The organism is Mesorhizobium sp. M2A.F.Ca.ET.043.05.1.1 (genome assembly GCF_003952445.1).
In the GTDB taxonomy this organism is placed as follows: domain Bacteria; phylum Pseudomonadota; class Alphaproteobacteria; order Rhizobiales; family Rhizobiaceae; genus Mesorhizobium.
The window spans coordinates 302,411-327,893 of the sequence record NZ_CP034446.1; the positions used below are offsets into that span (position 1 = coordinate 302,411).

Consider the following 25,483-nt stretch of genomic DNA (forward strand, 5'->3'; position numbering starts at 1 on the left):
GCCTTGATGGCGAAGGGCTCCTCGGGCAGCCGCCTCTGGCCGGATCATTCGCCGGACAATCGCACGCGCACCGTTACCGCGAGGTTATCTACGCTATTACGAATATAAGAATTCGCGAAATATGCGTGAATATGGCATTGGCCGGCGATCAGAGGAATCGGCAACGCAGAGCGAGACGCGCCGGAAGGGCGTCCCGCCTGCTGCATGTTGGCGTTTCGAAATCCGTGATGAGACTCGCTCAGGCGGCGTCGCGAACCTTCTGGATGCGCGAGCGGATCGCCTCGATCATCGTCTCGCGGATGATGGTCTCGCCATGCGTTTCACGCATATGCTCGACGGCTCGGCGCATGACCTCCGCTTCTGCCTCGGCGCGCGTGTGCCAGTCACAGCCGGGAACCAGCGATCCGCATTGAAATTCCTTCATGGGGATTTTCCTTTCCTCGCGACGGGGCCGCTCGGCCAGAGCGCTCCAGCCATTTGTCTTATGCAATCCCGCCGAAGGCCGATGCGCGTTTTCGCAGGATTGCGCGAATGGATATCAATAACACATGCCGCCGCTTTCGGTTGCACGAAGAAGGGACCGAGAGCGGTCGGCGCGGCAAAAGCATGAACCGAAGGGCGGGGCACTGGTTCTCCGCCCTTCGCGCCGCCTGAGCCTGCTATGCCTCGCCGCGCAGCTTTCCTGGAATTGCTCCAGCCGTTACTTCATGATCTTGACGGCCTCGGCGATCTTCTTCTTGCCGCTCATGTCCCAGGACACGCGGACCTTCTCGCCGGCCTGAATGCCGGGATCCTTGAAGGCCTTGGACAGGGTAAAGGTCGATCCGTTGTCCAGAACCAGGCTCATGGCCGTTCCATCAAAGCTCTTCACGGTTCCCGTGGTGTGCTTGACCGCCGCGAACGCGGCGCCACCGGAGGCGAGGAAGGCGGCGGTCGCCGCCGTCACGATAAGCTTGCGCATGGCATGCTCTCCTGGAAATGCGGGCGCCCGTTGGATCAGGCACCCCTTCTTTGATCAGGGCCGTCAAGTCGCGTCGAGTCACGGCCATAGGATGCGATGATCGCCACCTCCGCCGCCGGCGCTTCCCGACCCGGCGACTTTAAATAGCTCAATTTTTTCAAATGGATATTAGACGAAAAAGACATTGCCCCTGCCACATTGGCCGCCAAGATTCGGCGAATGGGACGGCAATGCGGCCCATGGCCGCGCTCACCGGATCGTTACGGCCATTTTACCTCGGGCGGCAGGCTGGACAGGATCGAGGCGACATTGCCGCCGGTCTTCAGGCCGAAGATGGTGCCGCGATCGTGAAGCAAGTTGAATTCGACGTAGCGGCCGCGCCGGATCAGCTGTTCGTCGCGCTCGCCATCGGTCCAGTTCTGGTTGAAGTTGCCACGAACCAGATGGGCATAGACGACCAGGAAGGAGCGGCCGACGTCCTGGACGAAATTGAGATCGGCGTTCCAGCCGCCCTTGTCCTCGCCCGAATGCAGCCAGTCGAAGAAGATGCCACCGATGCCGCGCGGCTCGTTGCGGTGCGGCAGGAAGAAATACTCGTCGCACCAGGCCTTGAATTTGGGATAGTCGGCGACCGCGGCGTTCTTCTCGCAGGCGAACTGCATGGCGCGATGGAAGGCAATCGTGTCGGGGTCGTCCTGGGTGCGGCGGCGGTCGAGCACCGGCGTCAGATCGGCGCCGCCGCCAAACCATTGGCGCGTGGTGACGACCATGCGCGTGTTCATGTGCACGGCAGGCACATTGGGGTTCCAGGGATGCGCAATCAGCGAGATGCCGCTTGCCCAGAAGCGCGGATCCTCCTCGGCGCCAGGAATCTGCTTCCTGAATTCCGGCGAGAATTCGCCATGGACGGTCGAGGTGTGCACGCCGACCTTCTCGAAGACGCGGCCGCGCATCATCGACATGGTGCCGCCGCCACCGCGGCCTTCGTCGCGCTCCCAGGGCGTCTTCTCGAAACGGCCGGGCGACCATGAGGACAGCGGTCCCTGAAGCTCCTGCTCGAGCTGCTCGAAGGTGGCGCAGATACGTTCGCGCAGCGCTTCGAACCAGAGGCGGGCCTTCATCTTCTTCTGCTCGATGTCGGCCGGCAACCCCACCGGTATTTCGGGTCGTTCCAAAAGCTGTCTCCAGTCGCGGCCGACAAATGACTCGTTTTTTCTGCGCGCGATCCCTAATCTGTTAAAGACAAGGGTCAAGTCCTGTCTGATCCAGGTGCAAAGGAGTTCCTTCGTGCGCACCCCGGCAAGACCGCCGCTGGATGGCTTGAAGAAGAGGCTGGAGCGCTCGCGCGCCGAGCGCGCAGACCTGCCGCGCGACGGTTTCCTGCGGGAGACCTTCGTGCTGCCGAGGCCCGCCGCCCGCCTCAAGGCCAAGGAGTGGTTCGAGCGCTTTCCGAAGCAGGCCTACTGGACCGAGATCGAAAGCTGGTTCGAACGCCCAGGCGATGTGATCGAATTCACCATGCGACGTCTGCCAGCGGCCGATTGAAGCGCGGCCCATTTTCGCCGCCACGGCCTTCGGCGTTACGAGGGCATTTCCGGGCGTATCAATGCCCTGTAGGCGGCGAGCATCGCGTCGGCCGACCGTCCCGTGTCGATGATCGACTGCCGAGCGGCAGCGCGCATCCGCTCGAGGGCCGCCGCGTTGTCGACCAGCCCGGCAATGCGCGGCGTCAGCGCTTCCGGAACCGTGATCGGAACGATGAAGCCGTTGCTGCCTTCGCGGATGACGAGCGCCGCATCGCCGACATCGGTGGTCGCCACCGGGCAGCCCATCGCCAATGCCTCAAGCATCGCCAGCGGTGTGCCTTCGATGCGCGACGGCATCACGAGGATGCTGCAGGCGGCATAGAATCGCGGCATCGCCTTCCGGTCGAGGCGGGGCAAATGATGCAGGCGGTCGGAGATGCCGGCGGCATCGGCCGCATCGCGAAACGCTTTGGTCATAGGGCCGTCGCCCAGCACGAGAAGGCGGACATCAGGATGGGCGGCGAGAATTGGCGCCGCCACCGCCAGGAAGGCGAGGGGACGTTTTTCCTCGCTCATCCGCCCGACGAAGCCGATGACGAAGGTGTTCTCCTCGACGCCGAAGCGCCTGCGGGCCGCGGCGCGGTCGACCCCTTGCGGATTGAAGACGCCTTCGTAATCGACGCCGTTGGGAATAATAGCCACCGTCCCGGGGCGAGCGCCGCCACCGGTGAGCGAGCGCCCAATCCTTTCGTTCACCGCGATGAGGCGATCGATGTGAAACCTGGCACGCAGCGCCGAGGCCAAATGCGCCCTTGGCGCATCATTGTGCAGGATGTCGTAGCTCAGGATGGTCGGAAAACGCGCCTTGATCCGCTTCAGGTTCTTGTAGAGGAAGCGAGATCCGCTTGACAGGATCGCCTTGGAATCGCGCGAGGCCATGAGCGCGGCGACGAATTCGAACCAATATCGCCGGGCGAGCAGATCAGGCAGATGGTAGATTTCGGAAGTGATCGCCGCGAATGCCGGCGCCAGCGCCTGGTCGCCGGTCTCGGTGGTGACGATGCTGAGGCGCCATTCCGCTTTGAGGCTGTCGAGGATGTCAGCCAGCAGCACCTCGGCGCCGCCGATCGGCAGCCAGGGCACCAGGACGAGCAAATGCGGACGCAAGTCGGCAAGATTTCCCGATGAGCGCATCAGGGCGGAAAACGGCTCTTGGGATGCGGCAGCGAGAGGCGTTCCCCGCCCAGGGCGGCCCGCCAGCCGGCGCAATTTGTCGATCTTGCTCGACCAGCTTTTGGCCAGCGCTGTCCACGCAAGGCGCAGCGGCGGCAAGGACCGGTTGGCGCGCGTCATGCCGGCTCGGTGCTCCAGAGCGCCTCATGCGCCGGGGCCGGGATGCCCTGGGCCGGTGTGAATGGCTTTATCGAGCTTGGCGGTTCCGCGAACTGGCTCGGATAAAGCGCAACGAGCGCCAGCTTGTCGGCCGCCGCGGCAATGGGCCAAAGCGAGCGCCGGAGCTTCAATTGCGCGGCAAGGCCCTGGAACCTGGCAAGCCCCGCCGCCCGCGTCCGCCGGACGGAGGCATAGTGCAGATCTTCATAGAAGGCGATGCGCCAGCGCGCCCGCAGGGCGTTATAGTGCCGTAACACGATCTTGAGGACTACCATGTGGTCGATATGCCCGCCGATGGCCATCGGGCAGAAGAGCCAGGGCCGCCGATCCTTGGGCTGTTCCGTTGCCGCGGCAAAGATTGCCGCGACGACCGCTTCGTCAAGCTGCCGCGCATCGTCTTCCACCTCGGTGATGTCGAAGGGGGCGTGCCCGCGCAGCGGCGCCTCGTCGAACCCGCCGAAGCGGAGGCGCAGGCCAACCTGTTCCGCAAAGGCGAGGTCTTCGCGCTGGCGCAGGCTGGAGATCGCGGCGATACGCTCGTCGTCATGCGCCGCGACCGCTCCCGGCTGGGCCACATAGCCGCACTGCGAGAACAAGGTGAGCTGAATGCCTTTCCGCCGCCGAAGCACGAAAGCTCCCAGCGAAAAACAGATATCGTCGCAATGAGGCGCAAGATAGAGATCATGCGTCGAAGCCTCGGCGAGGCCGGCCGGAGCGGCGCGCCAGCGCGAGGCGAAATCCTGCGCGGTCAGGCTCAGGCCCTGCAGGGCCTTCGGGCCAAGGGACGCGATGGCGTTACAATTCATGCCCGTGCGGTCCGCTCGGCCTTTAAAGAAATCCAGGGTCGAAGGCCTTCTCCTGCAGACCAAATCCTTGTCTTGCAAGGATTATCTTTGGCAAGACCGTCAAAAATGCGGACTGGCGCAGGCTGGCGGCAATGGCCTGTCTCCAGGCGAGAGGCGTCCATCCCGTCTGTCTTGAAAGGCGACTGAAATGGAGGGTCAGCGCGCAACCACCAGTCGTCTTGCTCCCGACCCTTGGGCGCTCAGCCGATCTTCCTTGTTCCTCAGCGGGCATTTGTCAATCGACATGCAGCCGCAGCCGATGCAGTCGGTCAGGCCGTCGCGCAATTTCTTCATCTGGGCGATCTTGTGGTCGAGCTCGTCGCGCCAGGCCGTCGACAGCACATTCCAGTCCTCGCGCGTCGGCGTGCGCTCTTCGGGTAGGGACTGGAACGCGGCGGCGATGTCGGCAAGCGAGATGCCGACCTCCTGGGCGACGCGGATGATCGCCACGCGGCGCAGCACGTCGCGGCCGTAGCGCCGCTGGTTGCCGGACGTGCGGTGGCTGCGGATCAGCCCGCGCGCCTCGTAGAAATGCAGCGCCGATACCGCGACGCCGCTGCGCATGGCGACCTGGCCGACCGTCAATTCCCTTACCGGAGCCATTCTCAAATTCCTGCTTGACCTCAAGTTAAGTTGAGCTTGTAGCCAGGAAATATCGATAGGGCAATTGCAGGAGAAGGCGATGTGCGCCTGGGCAGGAATGACGGCGGAAGGGATGGCGGTTCGGGATAGCGCGGAGGCGCGAAAGCTGGCTCGTTGTTTCGACGCAATACCCGACGGAAAACCGTTTCACACTTTTCCTGGAATTGCTTTAGCCGATCTGGCGGAGCGCTTCGCCGGCGACCATGGCGACCGACAGCGCGACATTGATGCTGCGCGCGCCCGGCCGCATCGGGATGGTCAGTCGCGAGTCGGCCGCCTGGTGGACTTCTTCCGTCACGCCGGCGGATTCGCGGCCGAACAGAAGAATGTCGCCGGCGGCGAAAGCAAAGCCGGTATAGGCGGCCGTGGCCTTGGTGGTGAGCAGCACCAGGCGGCGCGCATGCGCGTTTCGCCATTCCTCGAAGGCGTGCCAGTCGGCGTGGCGGGTGAGCGCCGCCATTTCGAGGTAGTTCATGCCGGCCCGTTTCAGCGCGCGGTCGGAGAGCGGGAAGCCGGCCGGCTCGATGATATCGACGGCGATGTCGAGGCAGGCGCCGAAGCGCAGGATGGTCCCGGTGTTGCCGGCGATATCCGGCTGGTAGAGCGCGATGCGGAGACGGTCGTTCATTTTCGCATCCTGCTAATAAGTGGCAGATCGGCCACAGGCATCTCCCGCTTTCGGCGATTTCTGGCCTGTCGGGTGGCCATTTTCTGCGAAGTCGAGTATAGGACCATCATCGTCAACCCGAACCGAATGGAGGGGAACACATGATGACCATGCACATCCAGCGCCTCTCCTGGGCTCTCCTATGCCCAATGGCGGTTTCGGTACGACGATTCTTCTGACACTTTAAGTCTTCATCGCACCGATTCCCGCCGAACCCAGTTTTCGGCCTTCGAAGGAATCTTGCGATGTTTTTCAAACTGCCAAAGGGGCGCCGCGCCCCAGCTGAACGTGCCGGGACCGACGCTTGCCGCGTCCCGATCGACGCTTGCCGTCCGGCCCCCAACGATTCGATCCGCGCCTTCGGTCGAATGCCGGGGATCGAGGCCATATCACCCTTTTTAACGCATTTGCATATGGAGGACGGACCAATGTTCGATCCCTACAAGATACCGGGGTCAAGAAGCCTGCATGAGCGCAAGGCGGCGACCTGGGCGCTGCTGATCGGCGAGACCTATTCGTCGGCGGTGCATGCCGAGGAGCGGCGCAGGCCGCATCGCGGCATGCTGCCGGACGTCGATTTCTCGCGCGCGGTGCCCGACCACAGCCGGCCGACGCTGTTGCGCCGGATCATCCGTCTGTTCCGGCCGGGCGACAGGAACCGGGCAGGCTCCGGCTTTTCGTCGGGAAGCTCGGCGCCGTCAGGATCGTCGAGCGAGCCTGTCGGCGAAAAGCCGGCGAAACCCTATATTGCGAGCAGCAAGGCCGGCGATGCGGATGATTCCGTATCGCCGGCGCGCAATGCCGCGCGGCCGCAAAGCCTAACCCATCAATCCCGCGCCGCGTAAGCGCGCATAGCATCGTGAGTGCCTGGAATGTTCCGCTGGTTTGAACAGAGGCTCGATCCGTTTCCCGCCGCGGAGCCGGTCGAGCCGCCGAAGACGCTGGTCGCGTTTTGCGTGCATTATACGCGCGGCGCCTGGCCCTACATCCTCCTCGATGCGGTGCTGGTGACGGCGATCTCCATCGCCGAAGTGTGGATGTTCGGCTTCATGGGCCGCATCGTCGACTGGCTGTCGGGGCAGAACCGCGAAACCTTCCTTCAGACCGAGAGCTGGAAGCTCGCCGGCATGGCCTTCGTCGTGCTGTTCGCGCTGCCGGGCACGGTCTGGCTGCATTCGCTGCTCAACCAGCAGACGCTGATGGGCAATTATCCCATGCGCATCCGCTGGCAGGTGCATCGCTACCTGCTCAAGCAATCGATGGCGTTCTACCAGGACGAGTTCGCCGGCCGCATCGCCACCAAGCTGATGCAGACGGCGCTCGCCGTGCGCGAATGCGTGATCAAGCTGATCGACGTCTTGAACTACGTCATCGTCTATTTCCTCGGCATGCTGTTCATCGTCGGCTCGGCCGACTGGCGGCTGGCGGCACCGCTCGCCGTCTGGCTAGTCGGCTATATCGGTCTCCTGCGCTTTTTCATCCCGAGACTGGGCAAGGTTGGCGAGGAGCAAGCCAATGCGCGCTCGACCATGACCGGCCGCGTCGTCGACAGCTACACCAACATCCAGACGGTGAAGCTGTTCAGCCACGCGCGCCGCGAGGCGACCTTCGCCAAAGAAGGCATGGCGAGCTTCCTCGACACCGTCTACCGCTCGATGCGGCTGGTGACGGTGCTCTACGGTCTGCTCTACGTCCTGAACTCGCTGCTTTTGTTCTCGGTGACGGCAATCTCACTGTGGCTATGGCTCGGCCAGGCGGTCACGATCGGCGCGGTCGCCGTGGTCATCGGCCTGGTGCTCCGGATGTGGGGCATGTCGCAGTGGATCATGTGGGAGATGTCCGGGCTGTTCGAGAATATCGGCACGGTGCAGGACGGCATCCAGTCGATCTCGCTGCCGCGCCTGGTCGAAGACAGGCCGGGCGCCAAGGACATCGTCGTCAGCCAGGGCGAGATCCGCTTCGACGACATCCGCTTCCATTACGGCAAGCAGAAGGGCGTCATCGAGAACCTGTCGCTCACCGTGAAATCCGGCGAGAAGGTCGGCATCGTCGGCCGCTCCGGCGCCGGCAAGTCGACGCTGGTCAACCTTTTGCTGCGCTTCTACGACCTGGAAAGCGGCAGGATCCTCGTCGACGGCCAGGAGATCGCGGCGGTGACGCAGGATTCGCTGCGCGCCCAGATCGGCATGGTGACGCAGGACACCTCGCTGCTGCATCGCTCGGTGAAGGAGAACATCCTTTACGGCCGGCCGGACGCGACCGACGAGATGCTGATCGAGGCGGCGCGGCGGGCGGAGGCGCTCGATTTCATCGGCGGCCTTTCGGACCACAATGGGCGTAAAGGGTTCGATGCCCATGTCGGCGACCGCGGCGTCAAACTCTCCGGCGGCCAGCGGCAGCGCATCGCGATCGCCCGCGTCATGCTGAAGGACGCGCCGATCCTGATCCTCGACGAGGCGACCTCGGCGCTCGATTCGGAGGCCGAGGCGGCGATCCAGGAGAACCTCTACAAGCTGATGCAGGGCAAGACCGTCATTGCCATCGCGCACCGGCTGTCGACGATCGCGGCAATGGACAGGCTCGTCGTCATGGACAAGGGCCGCATCATCGAGGAGGGCTCGCATGAGGAACTCGTCGCCAAGGGCGGGCTCTACGCCCAGCTCTGGCAGCGTCAGTCAGGCGGCTTCCTGCTCGATGACGAACCGGCCGAGTCCGACGCCAAGGCGACGGAAATAGCGGCGGAGTAACGCGATCGCGATTGGGATCAAGGTTACGGCGATTGCCGGGAATCGATCCCGGGCGTAACCACGGTATGGCCAGAGGCCCTGCCTCGACCTGCTCATAGAGGCCCGCCGGCGACCAAATCGGGTGCCGGCGGGTTTGTGGCCTCCACGAGACAAAAATGTTCGACCGCATCTTCACCTGGTTCGAAAGCCGTTATTCACCGGTGGCGCTGGCCGACGACAGGCAGCCGCCAATGGGGCTTTGGCGGTTCTACTGGTATTTCATTAGGCAGTTTCGCGCCGCCTATCGGCTGCGCATGATCATCGTTGCCGTAGCGGCAATCATCGACGCGATGCTGCCGATTTTCGTCGGCATGATCGTCGGCCTGCTCGCCAGCACCAGGCCCGGCGATTTCTTCGCCGCGCATGGGCCGCTGCTCGTCCTGATGGCCTTCGTCGTGCTTTTGCGTCCGCTGTCGATGGTCGTCGATGCGCTGATCCGCAACCATGCGATCGCGCCGAACCTCATCGACCTCATCCGCTGGCAGAGCCACTGGCATGTCGTGCGCCAGGACTGGTCGTTCTTCCAGAACGACTTTGCCGGCCGCATCGGAACCAAGGTCATGCAGAGCGGCGATTCGGTGGAGATGAGCGTCAATCTCACCGTCGATGCCGTGTGGTATGCGCTGGTGTTCGTCGCGGTCGCCATCGTGGTGCTGGCCCGGCTCGACCCGCTTCTGCTGGCGGTCGTGGCGGTCTGGCTGTTGTTCTATTGCCTGATCTTCTGGTCCGCGATGCCCAGGATCACGCAACGCTCGTCCCAATTGTCGGAGCGGTGGTCGCAGGTGAGCGGCCGCATGGTCGACAGCTACACCAATATCCTGACGCTCAAGACATTCTCGACCGGCGGGCACGAAGACAAATATGTCTCGCAGGCGGTGGTCGAGCACGCCGACACATTCTACCAACTGATGCGCGTTTTCACGCTGATGTGGTCGGCCTTGTTCGTCCTCAACGCGGCGCTGCTTATCGCCGTGAGCTGGCTGGCGCTCGCCGGCTGGAACGCCGGGACGATGACCACCGCGGCCGTGGCGACGGCGATACCGTTCGCGCTGCAGATCGCCAACATTTCCGGCAGGATCCTCGATGTCGGCGCCAATGTCTTCCGCCAGATCGGCGTCGCCAGCAACTCGATGACGACGATCGCGCGGCCGATCGTCATGCAGGACCAGCCCAACGCGCCGGCCCTCGTCGTAACCGCCGGCGGCATCGAGTTCGACCGGGTGAACTTCAACTATTGGCGCAAGGACGGCAAAGGCGGCGTCATCGACAACCTGTCGCTGAAGATCGCGCCGGGCGAGCGGGTCGGCCTCATCGGCCGTTCCGGGGCCGGCAAATCGACGCTGGTCAATCTCGTGCTGCGGCTGTTCGACGTGCAGGACGGCAAGGTGCTGATCGATGGGCAGGACATCCGCAACGTCTCGCAGGAGAGTGTTCGCTCGGCGATTGGCTTCGTCAACCAGGACACCTCGCTCTTGCACCGGTCGGTTCGCGAGAACCTCAAATATGGGCGCCAGTCGGCCAGCGACGAGGCGATGGTCGGCGCCGCGAAAGCCGCCCAGATCGACGAGGTGATCGCGGGGCTCACAGATCCCCATGGACAGAGCGGCTATGAGGCGCTTGTCGGCGAGCGCGGCGTGAAACTGTCCGGCGGCCAGCGGCAACGCATCGCCATTGCCCGTGTTATGCTGAAGGACGCGCCGATCCTCATCCTCGACGAGGCGACCTCCGCGCTCGATTCGGAGGTGGAGGCCGCCATCCAGGAGAACCTCTACAAGCTCATGCAGGGCAAGACCGTCATCGCCATCGCGCACCGGCTGTCGACGATCGCGGCGATGGACCGGCTCGTCGTCATGGACAAGGGCCGCATCGTCGAGGACGGCTCGCATGAGGCGCTGATCGCCAAGGGCGGGCTCTATGCCCAGCTCTGGCGCCGCCAGTCCGGCGGCTTCCTGCTGGAGGAAAAGCCGGTCGCCGACGCCCCGCCGACGAAAGGTGAAGCCGCCGAATGATGCAGGCCATCTATCGCTGGTTCGAGCACTGGGTCTACCCGTTCCGCGAGCCCGCCAATCTGCGGCCGCCCGCCAGCGTCGGCGGCTTCCTCTGGCACTATGTCGGACAGGCGAAGCTCGCCTTCTTCGCCATGCTGATCATCGGCGGCATCGCGCCGCTGGTCGAGGCCGGCCTGTTCTATTTCGTCGGCAGGCTGGTCGACATCCTCGATCAGCTGCCCGGAGAGCGCAGCTGGCACGCGCTGTGGGCCGCGGCCGGACCTGAGCTCTTGTTCATGGGCGCAGTGGTGCTCGTCATCCGCACCGCCGTGGTCGGCCTGTCGGCGCTGGTCGACGAACAGACGATCACGCCCGGCTTCTACAATCTGGTGCGCTGGCAGGCGCACCGGCATGTCTCGCGCCAGTCCTATGCCTTCTTCCAGAACGATTTCGCCGGCCGCATCGCGACAAAAGTCTGGCAGGCGGGGCAGGCGACGGGCGACCTGATGGAAAGCTTCATCGAGGTCATCTGGTTCATGATCATCTATACCGTGACGACGCTGGCGCTGGTCGCCGGCCTGGACCTCAGGCTGGCGGTTATGGTGGTGGTCTGGATCGCCGTCTTCGGATGGCTGGCCAAACTCTATCTGCCGCAGATCCGCAAGCATGCCGAGGCGACGGCCGAGGCCGGGTCGATGATCACCGGCCGGATCGTCGATTCCTACTCCAATGTGCAGACGCTGAAGCTGTACTCGGCGGATGGCGACGACCGCTACATCAGGAACGGTTTCGACATCTATCTCGACGCGCTGCGGCCGTTCACGCGCCGTCTGACCGGAGTGCGCATGGCGCTGACGACGCTGTCGGGCGTCATGATCACGGCGATCGCCGGCTTCGCCATCTATCTGTGGGTCGAGGGTTCGATCACGGTCGGCGCTGTCGCCTTCACGCTTTCTCTCGTCCTCAGGCTCAACATGCTGCTTGGAAGAGTGATGATGCAGCTCAACGGCATTTTGAGAAACCTCGGCGTGCTGGAGAATTCCAAGGCGATGATCTCGCAGCCGCTCGGCCTCACCGACGCCCCGGATGCAAAGGAACTGGTCGTAACCGGCGGTCGTATCGACGTCAGCAACGTCACCTTCCATTACGGCAAGGGGGCAGGAGTGCTCGACGGCATCGACCTCGTTGTGCGTCCGGGCGAGAAGGTCGGCCTTGTCGGCCCGTCCGGCGCCGGCAAGACGACCTTGGCCAATCTGATCCTGCGCCTCTACGACCTTGAAGGCGGCCAGATCCTGATCGACGGCCAGGACATCGCGCATGTGACGCAGAACTCGCTGCGCGGCAATATCGGCGTGGTCAGCCAGGACACGGCGCTGTTCCACCGCTCGCTGCGCGACAACATCAAGCTCGGCATGCCGGACGCCACCGACGCGCAGGTGATCGCCGCGGCCCAAAAGGCCGAGGCGCATGACTTTATCCTGAGACTGCACGACAACCGCGGTCGCGCCGGCTACGAGGCCTATGTCGGCGAGCGCGGCGTGAAACTCTCCGGCGGGCAGCGGCAGCGCGTCGCCATCGCGCGCGTCTTCCTCAAGGACGCGCCGATCCTCATCCTCGACGAGGCGACCTCGGCGCTCGATTCGGACATCGAAGCGGCGATCCAGGAGAATCTCACCCGGCTGATGGAAAACAAGACCGTGATCGCCATCGCGCACCGGCTCTCCACCATCGCGGCGCTCGACCGGCTGGTGGTGCTCGACGGCGGGCGCATCGTCGAACAGGGCACGCATGACGAGCTGGTCGCGCTCGACGGGCTTTATGCACGGCTGTGGAAACGGCAGTCGGGCGGCTTCCTGTTCAACGAGGAAAGCGCGCTGGAAGAGACGCGGCCGGCGGAGTAGAACGGCGTCATGTCGGTACGCATGCCCACAAACTTTGGACGGTCAGGCGCTCAGGAAAGCGCGCTCGACCTGCTCGGCCACGAAATCCTCGCCGAAAAGGCCGCAGCGCTCGGCCGCGCAGGCCAGCGCGTGGAGGAAACCCTTGCCAGATTGCGCCAGAGGGGGGAGGGCGAGCACCGCAACCGGCTGCTCAAGGAAGCGGCCGCGGCCGTGCACGCCTATTTCATCCAGCGCGAGCTTTGCGGTCTGCGCAAGCACGATGCCGTGATCCGCGAATACGACATCCCGAGGGCCGTGCTGGTCAGGCTAGGCGCCAGCTAGAGCGGTTCACCGTTTCACGGAAACGGCGAACCGCTCTATCTCCTTGTTTTACGCAATTCCGGACGGAAAACCGCTCACACTTTTCCTGGAATTGCTCTGAACCGCTATTCCAGCCATTCCGTGATGAAGTGGCCGTTCTCGTGGATGTCGGTGCTTTCGAGCGGACCGGGGCCGAGATTGGTGAATTTGTGCGGCGTGTCGGGGGGCACGATCAGGATCTGGCCGGCGGTGGCCTTGATTTCCTGGTCGCCGATCTTGAACAGGCCGGTACCAGAGCGAATGACGAAGATCTCCGCATAGGGGTGCTTGTGCAGGCGCGGGCCGCCGCCGATCCTTTCCTGATAGTTGAAGATCAGACAGGAGTTGGCGCCGAACTGGCCGCATTGCAGCTCGCCCTTCCAGCGGTCGGGGGATTCGGCCCAGCTGTCGCGTTCAATGACATGCGCCATGGCGACAGAATAGACCGGGCCAGGAGCCGATGTCGAGGCGAACACCGACCCGATCTCGCCCCGGATTTCTGGCAGTTTTCATCCCGCCCGGCAGCATGGCGGCGGCACGCCAGCCACTGCCGCTACGCACCCCGCGACAATCTGCCCTTGTGGCCTCACCCCGCTGGACAAAAACGGGCCGCACGCATAAACCGAAAATCCAAATGCCGGAGGAATTCGCTAGCCTGTTCGCCATGCGCTGTCGGGCAGGTGCGATTGAGCGGGGACAAGGCTCGGCCTCCGGTTAGGAAGAGGCGAAAGGATCAGGCACCCGTGAGCGCAACCGACATCCACGATCCCAACCGTCGCGATTTTCTCTACGTAGCCACCGGCATGGCGGCCGTTGTCGGCGCGGGAGCCGTCGCGTGGCCGTTCATCGACCAGATGCGCCCCGATGCCTCGACGCTGGCTCTCGCCTCGGTCGAGGTCGACGTCTCCTCGCTGCAGCCGGGCAGCTCGCTGATCGTCAAATGGCGCGGCAAGCCGGTGGTGGTGCGCAACCGCACCGAAAAGGAAATGAAGGACGGCGAGGCCGTCAACCTCGCCGATCTCAAGGACCCGATCGCGCGCAATGCCAACCTGCCGTCCGACGCGCCGGCGACCGACGCCAACCGCACGACGCCCGGCAAGGAAGCCTGGATGGTGATGGTACAGGTCTGCACCCATCTCGGCTGCATCCCGCTCGGCCAGGAAGGCGATTTCGGCGGCTGGTTCTGCCCGTGCCATGGTTCGCAATACGACACCGCCGGCCGCATCCGCAAAGGTCCGGCGCCGGAGAACATGGCGATCCCGGTATTCAAGTTCATTTCCGATACCAAGATCCTTATCGGTTGAGGCAGGGGACATTTCGATGAGCGAGGGACACTCGACCTATACGCCCAAGACCGGTATCGAGCGCTGGTTCGACGCGCGCATGCCGCTGCCGCGGCTTATCTATGACAGCTTCGTCGCCTATCCGGTGCCGCGCAACCTCAACTACATGTGGACGTTCGGCGGCATCCTGTCGATCATGCTGGTCTCGCAGATCCTGACCGGCATCGTGCTGGCGATGCACTACACGTCCGACACCAATCTCGCCTTCGATTCGGTCGAGAAGATCATGCGCGACGTGAATTCGGGATGGCTCCTGCGCTATCTCCATTCCAACGGCGCCTCGTTCTTCTTCGTCGCCGTCTACATCCACATCTTCCGCGGCCTGTTCTACGGCTCCTACAAGGCGCCGCGCGAGCTCCTGTGGATCCTCGGCTGCATCATCTACCTCCTGATGATGGCCACCGGCTTCATGGGCTACGTGCTGCCCTGGGGACAGATGAGCTTCTGGGGCGCCACCGTGATCACCGGCTTCTTCAGCGCCATTCCGCTGGTCGGCAACTGGATCCAGCAGCTGCTGCTCGGCGGCTTCGCGGTCGACGATCCGACGCTGAACCGCTTCTTCGCGCTGCATTACCTGTTGCCGTTCATGATCGCCGGCGTCGTGGTGCTGCACATCTGGGCGCTGCATGTCGTTGGCCAGTCGAACCCGACCGGCATCGAGGTCAAGTCGAAGACCGACACCGTCGCCTTCACGCCCTACGCGACCATCAAGGACGCGTTTGGCATGATCGTGTTCCTGTTCTTCTTCGCCTATTTCGTCTTCTACCTGCCGAACTATCTCGGCCACCCGGACAACTACACGGTCGCCAACCCGCTGAAGACGCCAGCCCACATCGTTCCGGAATGGTACTTCCTGCCGTTCTACGCGATCCTGCGCGCCATCACCTTCAACATCGGCCCGATCAACTCCAAGCTCGGCGGCGTGCTGTGCATGTTCGGCGCCATCGCCATGCTGTTCCTGGTGCCGTGGCTCGACACCTCCAAGGTGCGCTCGGCGGTCTACCGTCCATGGTACAAGCTGTTCTTCTGGCTGTTCGTGGCCGACGCCATCCTGCTTGGATGGCTGGGCTCGCAGCCGGCGGAAGGCGCCTACGTGTTCATGGCGCAGATGGCGACGCTGTTCTATTTCGCCTTCTTCCTGATCGTCATGCCGGTACTTGGCCTGATCGAGACGCCGCGCAGGCTGCCGAACTCGATCACCGAGGCGGTGCTGGAAAAGAACAAGGGCGGCAGCGGACATCCGGCAGGCGCGACCGCCGCGCCGGAAACCAAAGGCTGAGGATCTGAGGGGATTTTGGGTATGAAGAAGATTCTCACCTCGCTGGCGCTGCTCGGCCTGGTGGTCGCGGGCACCTGGATGTCAAGTGCTGGGGCCATCGCCGCGGAAGAGGAACACAACGCGGCCGCGCCGACGCATTTCCCGATCAACGAGCCGAAGGAAATGAGCTGGAGCTTCGCCGGCCCGTTCGGCACCTATGACAAGGCGCAGCTGCAGCGCGGCCTCAAGGTCTACAAGGAAGTCTGCTCGGCCTGCCACTCGATGAACCTCGTGGCCTTCCGCACGCTGGAAGGGCTCGGCTATTCGGAAGCGCAGATCAAGACGCTGGCCGCCGGATACACCATCCATGACGGCCCGAACGACGCCGGCGACATGTTCGACCGTCCCGGCAAGCCGTCGGACCACTTCCCGGCGCCGTTCCCGAACGAGCAGGCCGCGGCTTCCGCCAATGGCGGCGCCGCCCCGCCGGACATGTCGCTGCTCGCCAAGGCGCGCGGCGTCGAGCGCGGCTTCCCGCGCTTCATCTTCGACATCTTCACGCAATATGCGCAGGGCGGCCCGGACTATATCCACTCGCTGCTCACCGGCTACGACCAGACGCCGCCGGCCGGCATGGTGATCCCGGAAGGCACGCACTACAACCCGTACTTCCTGTCCGGCGTGTCGCTGAAGATGCCGAAGCCGCTCTCGGATGGCCAGGTGACCTATGACGACGGCTCGCCGCAGACCGTCGACCAGTATGCCCGTGACGTCTCGGCCTTCCTGATGTTTGCCGCCGAACCGCATCTCGAGGACCGCAAGAAGACCGGCTTCCGCGTCATGATCTTCCTGCTGCTCTTCGGCGCGCTGGTCTACATGACCAAGCGCAGGGTGTGGGCCGACGTCGCGCACTGAGCCGCGGCCGGCTTCCAGAAAAATGCAAGGGCGCCGAAAGGCGCCCTTTTTGTATCTCGGAACCGCGTCGATCCGGCCATGTCACATGGCCGTCATTGCGCATGGCGATCCTGCCTTGCCCCTACCGCAAAGGATCGTCCCCATGAAAAGATTCGCGCCGCTCGCAGCCGTGTTGCTGCTTCTTGTCGCCAGCCCGGCCGTCCAAGCCGAGGACGCCCAGCCCTTCGTCACCAACAAGGACATCGACCTGACGATGATCCTGCCGCCGCCGCCCGCCAACGATTCGGCCGAGACCAAGGCCGAACTCGGCGAGGTGCTGACCCTGCAGGTGACGCGGACGCCCGAAATGGAGAAGCGCGCAATTGCCGATGCCGAAGAGAATGTCTGGCGCTTCGCCGATGTCATGGGACCGAAATTCAACAAGGAGACGCTGCCGAAGTTCAGCGCGTTCTTCGATCGCGTGGTCGCGACTGAAGGCGCGGTCGTCGACCCGGCCAAGGACCTCTGGAAGCGTCCGCGCCCGCATCAGCTCAGCGATCTCGTCAAGCCCGTGGTGAAGTTGTCCAATTCCGGTTCCTGGCCGTCTGGCCATGCCACGGTCGGCACCATGATGGGCATCATCCTGTCCGACATGGTGCCGGAAAAGCGCGCCGAGATCATGGCCCGCGCGGCCGAATATGCCCATAACCGTGTGGTCGGCGGCATCCACTACCCGTCCGACATCGAGATGGGCAAGATTTCGGGCAGCGTGATTGCGGCGGTCCTGCTCAGCCGTCCCGATTTCAAGGCCGAGTTCGAAGTGGCACGCTCCGAGCTGCGCTCGGACCTAGGCATGTAGTTGCCAGGCAAGCGCCTGCTTTTCGAAGGGCGCCTTCGCAGGCGCCCTTTTCGTTACGGCCGAGGCCGGTCGGCGCCGATGCTTTGCCGGATGTGCTTGTCTCTGGCGCGACATCGCGGTAGCCCTTGTCGGTCGCGTCGGGCAGCAATGGCCGACGCCAAATCCGACAGCCGGACACGCGGAAAGCCTCGATGAAATCCTCCCTCGAAGACACGCTGCTTGCGGCCATCCGCACCATTCCGGATTACCCAAAGCCCGGCATATTGTTTCGCGACATCACCACGCTGCTTGGCGATGCCCGCGCCTTTCGCCGTGCCATCGACGAACTGGTGCATCCCTATGCCGGTCTGAAGATCGACAAGATTGCCGGCATCGAGGCGCGCGGCTTTATCCTCGGCGGCGCCGTGGCGCACCAGCTTTCGGCCGGCTTCGTGCCGATCCGCAAGAAGGGCAAGCTGCCTTACGAAACGGTGCGCGTCGCCTACAGCCTCGAATACGGCTTGGATGAGATGGAGATGCATAAGGACGGCGTCTCGCCTGGCGAGAAGGTGATCGTGGTCGACGACCTGATCGCCACCGGGGGCACCGCGGAAGCGGCGGTCAGGCTGCTCAGGCAGATCGGCGCCGACATCGTCGCGGCCTGTTTCGTCATCGACCTGCCGGACCTCGGCGGCCGCAAGAAGCTGGAAGCGCTCGGCGTGCCGGTCAGGACGCTGATCGGGTTCGAGGGGCATTAGCGCGGCTTTCCCTTCTCCCCTTGTGGTAGAAGGTGGATCGGCGCGCAGCGCCGAGACGGATGAGGGGTGTTCCAGCGGAGTGAGACGCTGGCTTTCCCTGGAGCACCCCTCATCCGTCGCCTTCGGCGACACCTTCTCCCACAAGGGGAGAAGGAAGAGACATTACTCCACCTTCACCAGCACCGCGCTGTCGAATTCAATCACCTTGTCGCCGGTCGAATCGAACCCTTCCGAGCGCAGCGTGAGCAGGTTCCAGCCCGGGCGTCCCGCGAGCGGGCGGTGTGCCAGCGCGGTGCGCGTGAAGGTCACCGTCTCGCCCGCGTAGACCGGCTTCAGCCATTTCAGATTGCGGAAGCCGGGCGAGGGGCCGAATTCGGGCTGCGGGCCGGGGCCGGTCCAGCGCACGCCCTCGGTCTCCATGCGCTTTGCGAGGTTGTATTTCATCCAGGTGGCGGCGGTGTGCCAGCCCGAGGCGCAGAGCCCGCCGAGCACGCTCTTCTTCGCCGCCTCCTCATCGACATGGAAGACCTGCGGATCGTATTTCCTGGCGAACGCCTTGATCTCGTCAGCCTCGAATTTGTGCGAGCCGAGCGTGACGGTCTGGCCGATCAGGAAGAATTCGTCGAGGGTCATGCCGCGGCCTCGCGGGTGAGGAACATGCCGATGTTCTCCAGCTCGAAGACACTCTCGCCGCGCTGGTTGACCAGTTCGCTGCGCATGGTGATCAAGCCGAGCTGAGGCCGCGATTTGGACTGGCGCTTGGACAGGATCGTGACCGTGCCGCGCAAGGTATCGCCGGCCAGAACCGGCTTCTTCCATTTCACATGCTCGATGCCGGGCGACCCTTGAGACGTCGAATCGAGCAGGAAGGCGTCGCACAGCATGCGCATGAACATCGCGCAGGTGTGCCAGCCCGAAGCCGAAAGGCCGCCGAGGATGCTCGCCCTGCCGGCTTCCTCGTCGAGATGCATCGGCTGGGCATCGAATTCCGAGGCGAATTCGATGATCTCGGCAGCGCTTACAGTCTTGCTGCCGAGGTCGAGCGAGGACCCCTCGACGAAATCCTCATAGGCCCAGGTCTTTCCGGTCATGCTGGCAATCCGGTTGACGAATGCGTGATCCCCAAATCGGCATTCCCGGATGAAGGTCCAAGGCAATTTGGTCAAGTGATTTCTGGTAAGCCAGCCGTCGCCGGCCGACACTGTCAGAGCCAGCCGCGGCGGCGAAAATACCAGAAGGGCAGGATGGCCGAGACCACCATCAGGCCGATGGCGAAGGGATAGCCGAACTCCCATTTGAGCTCGGGGATGATGTCGAAATTCATGCCGTAGATCGAGGCAACCAGCGTCGGCGGCAGAAAGATGACGGCGGCGACCGAGAAGATCTTGATGATGGCGTTCTGCTCGATCGAGATCATGCCGGCGTGGCGTCGAGCAGGAAGGAGATCTTCTGCGACAGGAAGGTGGCATGGTCGGCGAGCGACAGCACGTCGCGCGACAGCGTCTTGATACGGGCGCGCACATCCTTGCTCATCTTGGTCTGGCCCGCGACATGGGCAAGAAAGCCGGCGAGGCGCTGCAGCGAGATCAGGCTGTCGCGGACCGAGGAGGCGAGGTCCTCCTTGCGGCCGATGCCTTTCAGGAGCTCCTGGAAATCACGGTTGCGCTTCGAGGCCTTGGTCGAGCGCGCCTGGAAAATGTCGCGCGAGATCGCCTCGACCTCCCGGCCGGCGCGCTCGAGGATGTCGGCCAGGCGATCGACGATCGCCTCGAGAAGGCCGATCAGGATGGTGTCGCCGCTGGTGCAGCCGGTCGCCACCTTCTCGGCGCGCAGCGGGAAGGTCTTGAAGGCCTTGGGTTCATGGTAGCGGATGGTGATCAACCGATTTCCGGCAAGCGCGAAGGTCACTGGCGACATCAAAGGATCGTCGGCCTCGGTCTGCGCCGGCAGCACGGCGGTCATGAAGTAGCCGCCGTCCTCGACATAGAGGCGGCTCGATATCTCGATCTCCTCCATCTCCTCGCGGGTCGGGATGGCTATGCCCAGCCAGCCCTCGATGCGCGCCTCTTCCTCCTTGGTCGGGTTTAAGAGGTCGGCCCAGACGACCCTGTCGCCATCCGCCGCGAGATCCTCGGTGAGACGCAGGCGGTCATTGTCCACGACGAAGGTCTTTATCATCGCCGGGTCTCCTGAAGGATCAGGTGTTGAACTTGAACAGCATGATGTCGCCGTCCTGGACGACATACTCCTTGCCTTCGTCGCGCGCCTTGCCGGCTTCCTTGGCGGCCACTTCACCGCCCAGCGTGACGAAGTCGTTGTAGGAGATGGTCTGGGCGCGGATGAAGCCGCGCTCGAAGTCGGTATGGATGACGCCGGCCGCCTGCGGCGCCTTATCGCCCTTGTGGATCGTCCAGGCGCGCGTCTCCTTCGGCCCGACGGTGAAGTAGGTGATCAGATGCAAGAGCTCGTAGCCGGCGCGGATCACCTTGTTGAGGCCCGGCTCGTCGAGGCCGATCGAGGCAAGGAACTCCATTTCCTCTTCGTCGGAAAGCTGGGCGACTTCCGCCTCGATCGCCGCCGAGATCACCACCGTGCCGGCGCCCTGAGCTGCCGCCATCTTCTCCACCGCGCGCGTGTGCTCGTTGCCGGTGGCGGCGTCCGCCTCGGCGACGTTGCAGACATAGAGAACGGGATGCGAGGTGAGCAGGTTCAGCCCCTGCAGGATGCGCAGATCCTCCGGCGAGATGCCGTTGAGCAGGAAGCGCGTCGGCTTGCCGGCCTGCAGCAATTCGAGCGACGCCTCCATCATCGGCAGGACGGCCATGGCTTCCTTGTCCTTGCCGGCGGCCCGCTTGCGGACCTGGAGGATGCGGCGCTCGATGCTTTCGAGGTCGGCGAGCATCAGCTCGGTCTCGACCGTCTCTGCGTCGGCGACGGGGTCGATACGGCCCTCGACATGGGTGATGTCGTCATCCTCGAAGCAGCGCAGCACGTGCACGATCGCGTCGACCTCGCGGATGTTGGCGAGGAACTGGTTGCCTAGCCCTTCGCCCTTGGAGGCGCCGCGCACCAGGCCGGCAATGTCGACGAAGGAGATGCGGGTCGGGATGATCTCCTTCGACTTGCCGATCGCCGCGATCTTCTGCAGGCGGGGATCCGGCACCGCCACCTCGCCGGTATTCGGCTCGATGGTGCAGAAAGGATAGTTGGCGGCCTGCGCGGCGGCCGTCCTGGTCAATGCATTGAACAGCGTCGACTTGCCGACGTTGGGCAAGCCAACGATGCCACATTTGAAACCCATGTTCGTCCAGTCCTGTCGGAATTCGATTTTGCTGAGGGCTATGGGCGATAGCGGTGACGAACGTCAAGCCCTGGGCGACGTTCGTTCGGCGCTCACTCCTTGCCGAACAGCTTCTTCAGCATCGCGGCCATCGGGCCGCTCTCGGGAAGCTTTGCCGCCGGCTGCTGCGGGCGCGCCTGGCGGACATGGCTTTGCTGCTTCGGCGGCTTAGGCGGCGGGCGGTCGTCATCGCCAGTCGGCATGAGTTTTTCACGCAAGGCGAGCGTGACGCGGTTCATGAAGGAATTGTCATCGCCCTTGACGAGCAGAGCCGCATCGTCGGCGATTGCGTCCAGCAGGACATCCAGCCATTCGCGATCGGCTTTGGCGAAATCGCCGAGCACATGGCCGTGCACCATCTCCTTGACGCCGGGGTGGCCGACGCCGATGCGCACCCGGCGATAGGCATTGCCGACATGCTGATCGAGCGAGCGGATGCCGTTATGGCCGCCGGAGCCGCCGCCCACCTTGACCCTGAGCTTGCCGGCGGCAAGATCGATCTCGTCATAGAAGACGGTGAGCGCGGACGGCTCGAGCTTGTAGAAGCGCAGCGCTTCGCCCACCGACTGTCCGGAAAGGTTCATGAAGGTCTGCGGCTTGATCAGCAGGATCTTCTCGCCGCCGAGCGTGCCTTCCGAAATCAGGCCCTGGAATTTCCGCGACCAGGGCGAAAAGGAATGGCGGCGGGCAATCGCGTCCGCCGCCATGAAGCCGACATTGTGCCGGTTGTTTTCGTATTTCGCGCCCGGATTGCCGAGGCCTGCAAAGACAAGCATCGCCGCCTCCGGATGCAGAAATAGGTTACTTCTCTTCGGCCGCCGGGGCCGCCGTCTCAGTCGCCGCCACTTCGGTGGTGGCTTCCGTCTCCGGCTTCATGGCAGACGAGCCGGCAATGGTCGCGATGGTGAAGTCGCGATCGGAGATGACCGGCTTGACGCCGGCCGGCAGCTTGACAGCCGAGATGTGGATCGAGTCGCCGATGTCGGTGCCGGCGAGATCGACGGTGATGAATTCCGGGATCGCGTTGGCCGGGCAGTGGAACTCGACTTCGTGGCGAACGATGTTGAGCACGCCGCCGCGCTTGATGCCGGGCGACTTGTCCTCATTGATGAAGTGGACGGGCACGTCGACATTGACCTCGGTGTCCTTGCCGATGCGCAGGAAGTCGACATGGACAGGGAAATCCTTGACCGGGTCGAGCTGGAAATCCTTCGGCAGGACCTGGATCTTCTTGCCGTCGACATCGATCGTGGCGACCGTGGTCAGGAACCCGCCGCCATGGATCTTGTAGAAGATGTCCTTGTAGTTCAGCGCAATCGCCAGGGGAGGCTGCTTGTCGCCGTAGATAACTGCAGGCACTTTACCGTTGCGGCGAACTGCACGGGCGGACCCCTTACCGACCTGTTCGCGCGCTTCGGCTTTGAGCTCATAAGCATCGTGGCTCATGGCATTTCCTTTCGCGTGTTGTGGAGCGCTCGCGGTCGGCGTAAGGCCGACCGTAAACGTCGAAAGCCGTCGCGGCCTTGCACGATCCGTCCGATGCGTTTGGCAATCCAAATGCGTTGGAATCATGCGAGGCCTGGCCGGCCTTCCTCCGCGTTGCCTCCAAGGGTGTCTACGCGGGTGGCGGCTCTATAGCCGAAGGCGGGCAAGGGCGCAAGCGGTTGTGCCGGAAGGCTTGCAGGGTGTTTTTCCGATGCCGAAAACATAAACCGGATCTACCGTTCGTGACAAATGTAGGATCGGGCGGCTTCCGGTCGTCCTGCGGCATGCAACCAGATCCGTGGGGACCAAAATGAAACTCCTGTTCAGCCGTAATCCCAATCCTCGCCTCGCGGTCGCGACGGCGCGCTATCTCAAGGCTAGGATCGCGTTCGAGTTCGCATCGCCGATGGCGCCGGGGCAGGCCGAGCGCTACCAGGCGCTAAACCCCAATCTGACCTTGCCGATCTTGGTCGGCGCGGGATGGAGCCTGTGGGAGACGGACGCCATCGCCTGCCGGCTTTCGCGCGAGATGCGTTCAGATTTCTGGCGCCGCGGGGACGATGAGCCGGACATGATCCGCTGGATCAGTTGGGGCAAGGAACGGTTCGCCTTCGCCTGCGACATGGTGCATTTCGAGCGCGGGACCAAGCAGCGCTATGGACTCGGCCCGATCGATCAGGCGCTGGTCGAGGAGGGGCTCAAGCAATTCCATAAGGCCGCGGCTGTCCTCGAGCCCGAGCTTGCCGCGCGGGAGTGGCTGGTCGGCAATTCCATCTCCTATGCGGACTTCCGCATGGCGACGTTCCTGCCTTTCAATGATGTCGCCGGATTGCCGCTCCACGACTACCCGTCGATCCGCCGCTGGTACGGACGGCTGGACGCGATCGACGCCTGGCGCGACCCGTTCCAGGGGCTGGAGGCGCCGCCGCTGCCGCCGGTGAAGATCGAGGCGTGACCACGCTGGCTTTTGCGCTATTCCGGACGGAGAAGGCTACGCTTTTTTCCCGAAATTGCCCTAGGCGGCGTCAACCACCTGGCCGCCGTTCAACGCATCGCGCAATTTCTGGATTTGCCGGTTTAGGGCATCGAGCTCGGCCAACGTCATGCCCGAGCGCTCGATCAGGGTCTCGTTCAGGCAATTGCACTGGACGAGCAAGGCTCGCCCGATAGGGGTCAGGTCGACCTGCACCTGGCGCTCGTCGGTCTGGCTGCGCTGGCGAGTGACGAGGCCGGCCTGTTCCATTCGCTTCACCAGTGGAGTGATGGTGCTCGATTCCAGGGCGAGCCGATGCGCGATGCTGCCCACCGACATGCCGTCAGTCTCTCCCAGCGCATTGAGCACGAGATATTGCGGATAGGTGATGCCCATTTCGTCCAGCATCGGTTTGTAGGTACGATTGATTGTCATGCTGGTCGCGTAGAGCGTGAAACAGAGCTGATTGTCCAAGGGAAGGGGCACGACACGATCCTTTTGCCAACTGATAACCTATTATGTACCACAGAAAATGTTATCGTGATACATATTTCTATGGACAAGCCGGCTCGATAGCGGTACGCATATCGTTATCGTGATATTATTTATTGCGAAAATTACAAAGGAGATGGAGATGACTGAAGCTTCGCAGACCAAAATCGGCAGCGGCACGATCACCACGAAGGACGGAACGCAGATCTTCTACAAGGACTGGGGGACCGGTCAGCCGATCGTCTTCCACCATGGCTGGCCGCTGAGCAGCGACGACTGGGACGCCCAGATGCTGTTCTTCCTGTCGAAGGGCTACCGCGTCATCGCGCATGACCGGCGTGGACACGGCCGTTCGACCCAGACTGACACCGGCAACGAGATGGACACCTATGCCGCCGATGTAGCGGCGCTCGTGGCGCATCTCGATCTTAAGAACGCGATCCATGTCGGCCATTCGACCGGCGGCGGCGAGGTGGCTCGCTACGTGGCGCAGTATGGTGGCGGCGGTCGGGTTGCCAAGGCCGTTCTGATTGGCGCGGTGCCGCCGATCATGCTGAAGAGCGACGCCAATCCAGGCGGCCTGCCGATCGAGGTGTTCGATGGCTTCCGCGCGGCCCAGGCAGCCAACCGCGCCCAGTTCTTCCGCGATGTGCCGTCCGGCCCATTCTATGGCTTCAACCGTCCGGGCGCGGTGGTCTCGCAAGCCGTTGTCGACAATTGGTGGCGCCAAGGCATGATGGGCGGCACCAAGGCGCATTACGATTGCATCAAGGCCTTCTCGGAAACCGACTTCACCGAGGACCTGAAGAAGATCGACGTACCGGTGCTGGTCATGCATGGCGACGACGATCAGATCGTGCCGATCGCGGACTCCGCGCTGCTTTCGATCAAGCTGCTCAAGAAGGGCGAGCTCAAGGTCTACAAGGGCTTCCCGCACGGCATGGCGACGACCCATGCGGATGTCATCAACGCCGACCTGCTGGCCTTCTTCAAGGCTTGAAGCAGGACGCCAAACACGAAGCACCCGCCAGGCGGCGGGTGCTTCGATCTTCGGA

General features: G+C 63.5%; 27 protein-coding genes and 1 pseudogene. 13 read left to right on the top strand and 15 right to left on the bottom strand.

Going from position 1 to position 25,483, the window contains the following annotated elements:
- Nucleotides 1-238: 238 nt before the first annotated feature.
- The 3 genes from EJ069_RS01390 to hemF all read right to left on the bottom strand — a co-directional run bounded on the left by EJ069_RS01390 (nt 239) and on the right by hemF (nt 2,136).
- On the bottom strand, nt 239-424 hold the full coding sequence (locus EJ069_RS01390; protein ID WP_126059741.1) for a DUF1059 domain-containing protein: 186 nt from the start codon (nt 422-424) through the stop codon (nt 239-241).
- 276 nt (nt 425-700) lie between these two features.
- Nucleotides 701-961, bottom strand: a complete 261-nt coding sequence (locus EJ069_RS01395; protein ID WP_126059742.1) for a DUF1344 domain-containing protein — start codon at nt 959-961, stop codon at nt 701-703.
- A gap of 260 nt (nt 962-1,221) precedes the next feature.
- A complete protein-coding gene (gene hemF, locus EJ069_RS01400) occupies nt 1,222-2,136 on the bottom strand; it encodes an oxygen-dependent coproporphyrinogen oxidase (protein ID WP_126059743.1) in 915 nt (304 codons plus the stop codon).
- A gap of 112 nt (nt 2,137-2,248) precedes the next feature.
- On the opposite strand from hemF, the gene EJ069_RS01405 reads away from it, so the two are divergent.
- Nucleotides 2,249-2,506 carry a hypothetical protein gene (locus EJ069_RS01405; RefSeq protein ID WP_126059744.1) on the top strand — a complete coding sequence of 86 codons (258 nt, stop codon included), beginning with the start codon at nt 2,249-2,251 and terminating at the stop codon, nt 2,504-2,506.
- A gap of 35 nt (nt 2,507-2,541) precedes the next feature.
- On the opposite strand, the gene EJ069_RS01410 is transcribed toward EJ069_RS01405, so the two are convergent.
- From EJ069_RS01410 to EJ069_RS01425, 4 genes are all read right to left on the bottom strand, one after another.
- Nucleotides 2,542-3,840 (bottom strand): glycosyltransferase family 4 protein, encoded by a 1,299-nt coding sequence (locus EJ069_RS01410; RefSeq protein WP_126059745.1) that lies wholly within the window; start codon nt 3,838-3,840, stop codon nt 2,542-2,544.
- Nucleotides 3,837-4,685: a PIG-L family deacetylase gene (locus EJ069_RS01415; protein ID WP_126059746.1), complete on the bottom strand. Its 849-nt coding sequence runs from the start codon at nt 4,683-4,685 to the stop codon at nt 3,837-3,839. The genes EJ069_RS01410 and EJ069_RS01415 overlap by 4 nt, the downstream gene beginning before the upstream one ends.
- Before the next feature lie 195 nt (nt 4,686-4,880).
- Nucleotides 4,881-5,327 (bottom strand): redox-sensitive transcriptional activator SoxR, encoded by a 447-nt coding sequence (gene soxR, locus EJ069_RS01420; protein ID WP_126059747.1) that lies wholly within the window; start codon nt 5,325-5,327, stop codon nt 4,881-4,883.
- A gap of 208 nt (nt 5,328-5,535) precedes the next feature.
- Nucleotides 5,536-5,994: a tRNA (cytidine(34)-2'-O)-methyltransferase gene (locus tag EJ069_RS01425; protein ID WP_126059748.1), complete on the bottom strand. Its 459-nt coding sequence runs from the start codon at nt 5,992-5,994 to the stop codon at nt 5,536-5,538.
- Nucleotides 5,995-6,461: 467 nt separating this feature from the next.
- Here EJ069_RS01425 and EJ069_RS01430 point away from each other — a divergent pair, with 467 nt between their 5' ends.
- The 5 genes from EJ069_RS01430 (at nt 6,462) to EJ069_RS01450 (ending at nt 13,029) form a co-directional block, all read left to right on the top strand.
- Nucleotides 6,462-6,878, top strand: coding sequence for a hypothetical protein (locus EJ069_RS01430; RefSeq protein ID WP_126059749.1), 417 nt, complete (start codon nt 6,462-6,464; stop codon nt 6,876-6,878).
- Between the two features lie 27 nt (nt 6,879-6,905).
- Nucleotides 6,906-8,780 carry an ABC transporter ATP-binding protein gene (locus tag EJ069_RS01435; protein ID WP_126059750.1) on the top strand — a complete coding sequence of 625 codons (1,875 nt, stop codon included), beginning with the start codon at nt 6,906-6,908 and terminating at the stop codon, nt 8,778-8,780.
- A 155-nt stretch (nt 8,781-8,935) separates the two neighbouring features.
- A complete protein-coding gene (locus tag EJ069_RS01440; protein WP_126059751.1) occupies nt 8,936-10,828 on the top strand; it encodes an ABC transporter ATP-binding protein in 1,893 nt (630 codons plus the stop codon).
- Nucleotides 10,825-12,708: an ABC transporter ATP-binding protein gene (locus EJ069_RS01445; protein WP_126059752.1), complete on the top strand. Its 1,884-nt coding sequence runs from the start codon at nt 10,825-10,827 to the stop codon at nt 12,706-12,708. Before EJ069_RS01440 ends, EJ069_RS01445 begins: the two co-directional genes overlap by 4 nt.
- Nucleotides 12,709-12,717: 9 nt before the next feature.
- On the top strand, nt 12,718-13,029 hold the full coding sequence (locus tag EJ069_RS01450) for a DUF6665 family protein (RefSeq protein ID WP_126059753.1): 312 nt from the start codon (nt 12,718-12,720) through the stop codon (nt 13,027-13,029).
- 104 nt (nt 13,030-13,133) lie between these two features.
- Here EJ069_RS01450 and EJ069_RS01455 read toward each other — a convergent pair whose 3' ends face one another.
- Nucleotides 13,134-13,478 carry a cupin domain-containing protein gene (locus tag EJ069_RS01455; RefSeq protein WP_042647596.1) on the bottom strand — a complete coding sequence of 115 codons (345 nt, stop codon included), beginning with the start codon at nt 13,476-13,478 and terminating at the stop codon, nt 13,134-13,136.
- A 312-nt stretch (nt 13,479-13,790) separates the two neighbouring features.
- Between EJ069_RS01455 and petA the strand changes: the two genes are divergently transcribed.
- The 5 genes from petA to EJ069_RS01480 all read left to right on the top strand — a co-directional run bounded on the left by petA (nt 13,791) and on the right by EJ069_RS01480 (nt 18,138).
- Nucleotides 13,791-14,351 (top strand): ubiquinol-cytochrome c reductase iron-sulfur subunit, encoded by a 561-nt coding sequence (gene petA / locus EJ069_RS01460; RefSeq protein ID WP_042647595.1) that lies wholly within the window; start codon nt 13,791-13,793, stop codon nt 14,349-14,351.
- 16 nt (nt 14,352-14,367) lie between these two features.
- Nucleotides 14,368-15,669: a cytochrome b N-terminal domain-containing protein gene (locus EJ069_RS01465; RefSeq protein WP_126059754.1), complete on the top strand. Its 1,302-nt coding sequence runs from the start codon at nt 14,368-14,370 to the stop codon at nt 15,667-15,669.
- A gap of 21 nt (nt 15,670-15,690) precedes the next feature.
- Complete coding sequence (locus EJ069_RS01470) at nt 15,691-16,563, top strand: cytochrome c1 (protein WP_042647593.1); 873 nt, start codon at nt 15,691-15,693, stop codon at nt 16,561-16,563.
- Between the two features lie 142 nt (nt 16,564-16,705).
- Nucleotides 16,706-17,401 carry a phosphatase PAP2 family protein gene (locus EJ069_RS01475; RefSeq protein WP_126059755.1) on the top strand — a complete coding sequence of 232 codons (696 nt, stop codon included), beginning with the start codon at nt 16,706-16,708 and terminating at the stop codon, nt 17,399-17,401.
- A gap of 191 nt (nt 17,402-17,592) precedes the next feature.
- Nucleotides 17,593-18,138 carry an adenine phosphoribosyltransferase gene (locus tag EJ069_RS01480; RefSeq protein WP_126059756.1) on the top strand — a complete coding sequence of 182 codons (546 nt, stop codon included), beginning with the start codon at nt 17,593-17,595 and terminating at the stop codon, nt 18,136-18,138.
- Between the two features lie 162 nt (nt 18,139-18,300).
- On the opposite strand, the gene EJ069_RS01485 is transcribed toward EJ069_RS01480, so the two are convergent.
- The 6 genes and pseudogenes from EJ069_RS01485 to EJ069_RS01510 all read right to left on the bottom strand — a co-directional run bounded on the left by EJ069_RS01485 (nt 18,301) and on the right by EJ069_RS01510 (nt 22,924).
- A complete protein-coding gene (locus EJ069_RS01485) occupies nt 18,301-18,771 on the bottom strand; it encodes a MaoC family dehydratase (RefSeq protein ID WP_126059757.1) in 471 nt (156 codons plus the stop codon).
- Nucleotides 18,768-19,229, bottom strand: coding sequence for a MaoC family dehydratase (locus EJ069_RS01490; RefSeq protein ID WP_126059758.1), 462 nt, complete (start codon nt 19,227-19,229; stop codon nt 18,768-18,770). Before EJ069_RS01490 ends, EJ069_RS01485 begins: the two co-directional genes overlap by 4 nt.
- Nucleotides 19,230-19,342: 113 nt before the next feature.
- Nucleotides 19,343-20,316, bottom strand: a pseudogene (gene corA, locus EJ069_RS01495) (magnesium/cobalt transporter CorA).
- 19 nt (nt 20,317-20,335) lie between these two features.
- Nucleotides 20,336-21,439, bottom strand: coding sequence for a redox-regulated ATPase YchF (gene ychF / locus EJ069_RS01500; protein ID WP_126059759.1), 1,104 nt, complete (start codon nt 21,437-21,439; stop codon nt 20,336-20,338).
- Between the two features lie 92 nt (nt 21,440-21,531).
- Nucleotides 21,532-22,254: an aminoacyl-tRNA hydrolase gene (gene pth / locus EJ069_RS01505; RefSeq protein WP_126059760.1), complete on the bottom strand. Its 723-nt coding sequence runs from the start codon at nt 22,252-22,254 to the stop codon at nt 21,532-21,534.
- A gap of 25 nt (nt 22,255-22,279) precedes the next feature.
- Nucleotides 22,280-22,924, bottom strand: coding sequence for a 50S ribosomal protein L25/general stress protein Ctc (locus tag EJ069_RS01510; protein WP_126059761.1), 645 nt, complete (start codon nt 22,922-22,924; stop codon nt 22,280-22,282).
- A gap of 349 nt (nt 22,925-23,273) precedes the next feature.
- On the opposite strand from EJ069_RS01510, the gene EJ069_RS01515 reads away from it, so the two are divergent.
- Complete coding sequence (locus tag EJ069_RS01515) at nt 23,274-23,918, top strand: glutathione S-transferase family protein (RefSeq protein WP_126059762.1); 645 nt, start codon at nt 23,274-23,276, stop codon at nt 23,916-23,918.
- Between the two features lie 60 nt (nt 23,919-23,978).
- Here the strand turns inward: EJ069_RS01515 and EJ069_RS01520 are convergent, their stop codons facing one another.
- Nucleotides 23,979-24,422, bottom strand: a complete 444-nt coding sequence (locus EJ069_RS01520) for a MarR family transcriptional regulator (RefSeq protein WP_126059763.1) — start codon at nt 24,420-24,422, stop codon at nt 23,979-23,981.
- 148 nt (nt 24,423-24,570) lie between these two features.
- Between EJ069_RS01520 and EJ069_RS01525 the strand changes: the two genes are divergently transcribed.
- Nucleotides 24,571-25,428: an alpha/beta hydrolase gene (locus tag EJ069_RS01525; RefSeq protein WP_126059764.1), complete on the top strand. Its 858-nt coding sequence runs from the start codon at nt 24,571-24,573 to the stop codon at nt 25,426-25,428.
- Nucleotides 25,429-25,483 lie beyond the last annotated feature (55 nt).

Coding starts and splice junctions, on each gene's coding strand:
- EJ069_RS01525 (WP_126059764.1), top strand. CDS start 24,571: ATGACTGAAGCTTCGCAGACCAAAATCGGCAGCGGCACGATCACCACG.
- EJ069_RS01415 (WP_126059746.1), bottom strand. CDS start 4,685: ATGAATTGTAACGCCATCGCGTCCCTTGGCCCGAAGGCCCTGCAGGGC.
- EJ069_RS01395 (WP_126059742.1), bottom strand. CDS start 961: ATGCGCAAGCTTATCGTGACGGCGGCGACCGCCGCCTTCCTCGCCTCC.
- EJ069_RS01455 (WP_042647596.1), bottom strand. CDS start 13,478: ATGGCGCATGTCATTGAACGCGACAGCTGGGCCGAATCCCCCGACCGC.
- pth (WP_126059760.1), bottom strand. CDS start 22,254: ATGCTTGTCTTTGCAGGCCTCGGCAATCCGGGCGCGAAATACGAAAAC.
- EJ069_RS01515 (WP_126059762.1), top strand. CDS start 23,274: ATGAAACTCCTGTTCAGCCGTAATCCCAATCCTCGCCTCGCGGTCGCG.
- EJ069_RS01440 (WP_126059751.1), top strand. CDS start 8,936: ATGTTCGACCGCATCTTCACCTGGTTCGAAAGCCGTTATTCACCGGTG.
- EJ069_RS01450 (WP_126059753.1), top strand. CDS start 12,718: ATGTCGGTACGCATGCCCACAAACTTTGGACGGTCAGGCGCTCAGGAA.
- EJ069_RS01410 (WP_126059745.1), bottom strand. CDS start 3,840: ATGACGCGCGCCAACCGGTCCTTGCCGCCGCTGCGCCTTGCGTGGACA.
- EJ069_RS01445 (WP_126059752.1), top strand. CDS start 10,825: ATGATGCAGGCCATCTATCGCTGGTTCGAGCACTGGGTCTACCCGTTC.
- EJ069_RS01465 (WP_126059754.1), top strand. CDS start 14,368: ATGAGCGAGGGACACTCGACCTATACGCCCAAGACCGGTATCGAGCGC.
- EJ069_RS01480 (WP_126059756.1), top strand. CDS start 17,593: ATGAAATCCTCCCTCGAAGACACGCTGCTTGCGGCCATCCGCACCATT.
- EJ069_RS01470 (WP_042647593.1), top strand. CDS start 15,691: ATGAAGAAGATTCTCACCTCGCTGGCGCTGCTCGGCCTGGTGGTCGCG.
- EJ069_RS01485 (WP_126059757.1), bottom strand. CDS start 18,771: ATGACCCTCGACGAATTCTTCCTGATCGGCCAGACCGTCACGCTCGGC.
- EJ069_RS01435 (WP_126059750.1), top strand. CDS start 6,906: ATGTTCCGCTGGTTTGAACAGAGGCTCGATCCGTTTCCCGCCGCGGAG.
- EJ069_RS01475 (WP_126059755.1), top strand. CDS start 16,706: ATGAAAAGATTCGCGCCGCTCGCAGCCGTGTTGCTGCTTCTTGTCGCC.
- EJ069_RS01510 (WP_126059761.1), bottom strand. CDS start 22,924: ATGAGCCACGATGCTTATGAGCTCAAAGCCGAAGCGCGCGAACAGGTC.
- EJ069_RS01390 (WP_126059741.1), bottom strand. CDS start 424: ATGAAGGAATTTCAATGCGGATCGCTGGTTCCCGGCTGTGACTGGCAC.
- soxR (WP_126059747.1), bottom strand. CDS start 5,327: ATGGCTCCGGTAAGGGAATTGACGGTCGGCCAGGTCGCCATGCGCAGC.
- EJ069_RS01425 (WP_126059748.1), bottom strand. CDS start 5,994: ATGAACGACCGTCTCCGCATCGCGCTCTACCAGCCGGATATCGCCGGC.
- ychF (WP_126059759.1), bottom strand. CDS start 21,439: ATGGGTTTCAAATGTGGCATCGTTGGCTTGCCCAACGTCGGCAAGTCG.
- EJ069_RS01490 (WP_126059758.1), bottom strand. CDS start 19,229: ATGACCGGAAAGACCTGGGCCTATGAGGATTTCGTCGAGGGGTCCTCG.
- EJ069_RS01430 (WP_126059749.1), top strand. CDS start 6,462: ATGTTCGATCCCTACAAGATACCGGGGTCAAGAAGCCTGCATGAGCGC.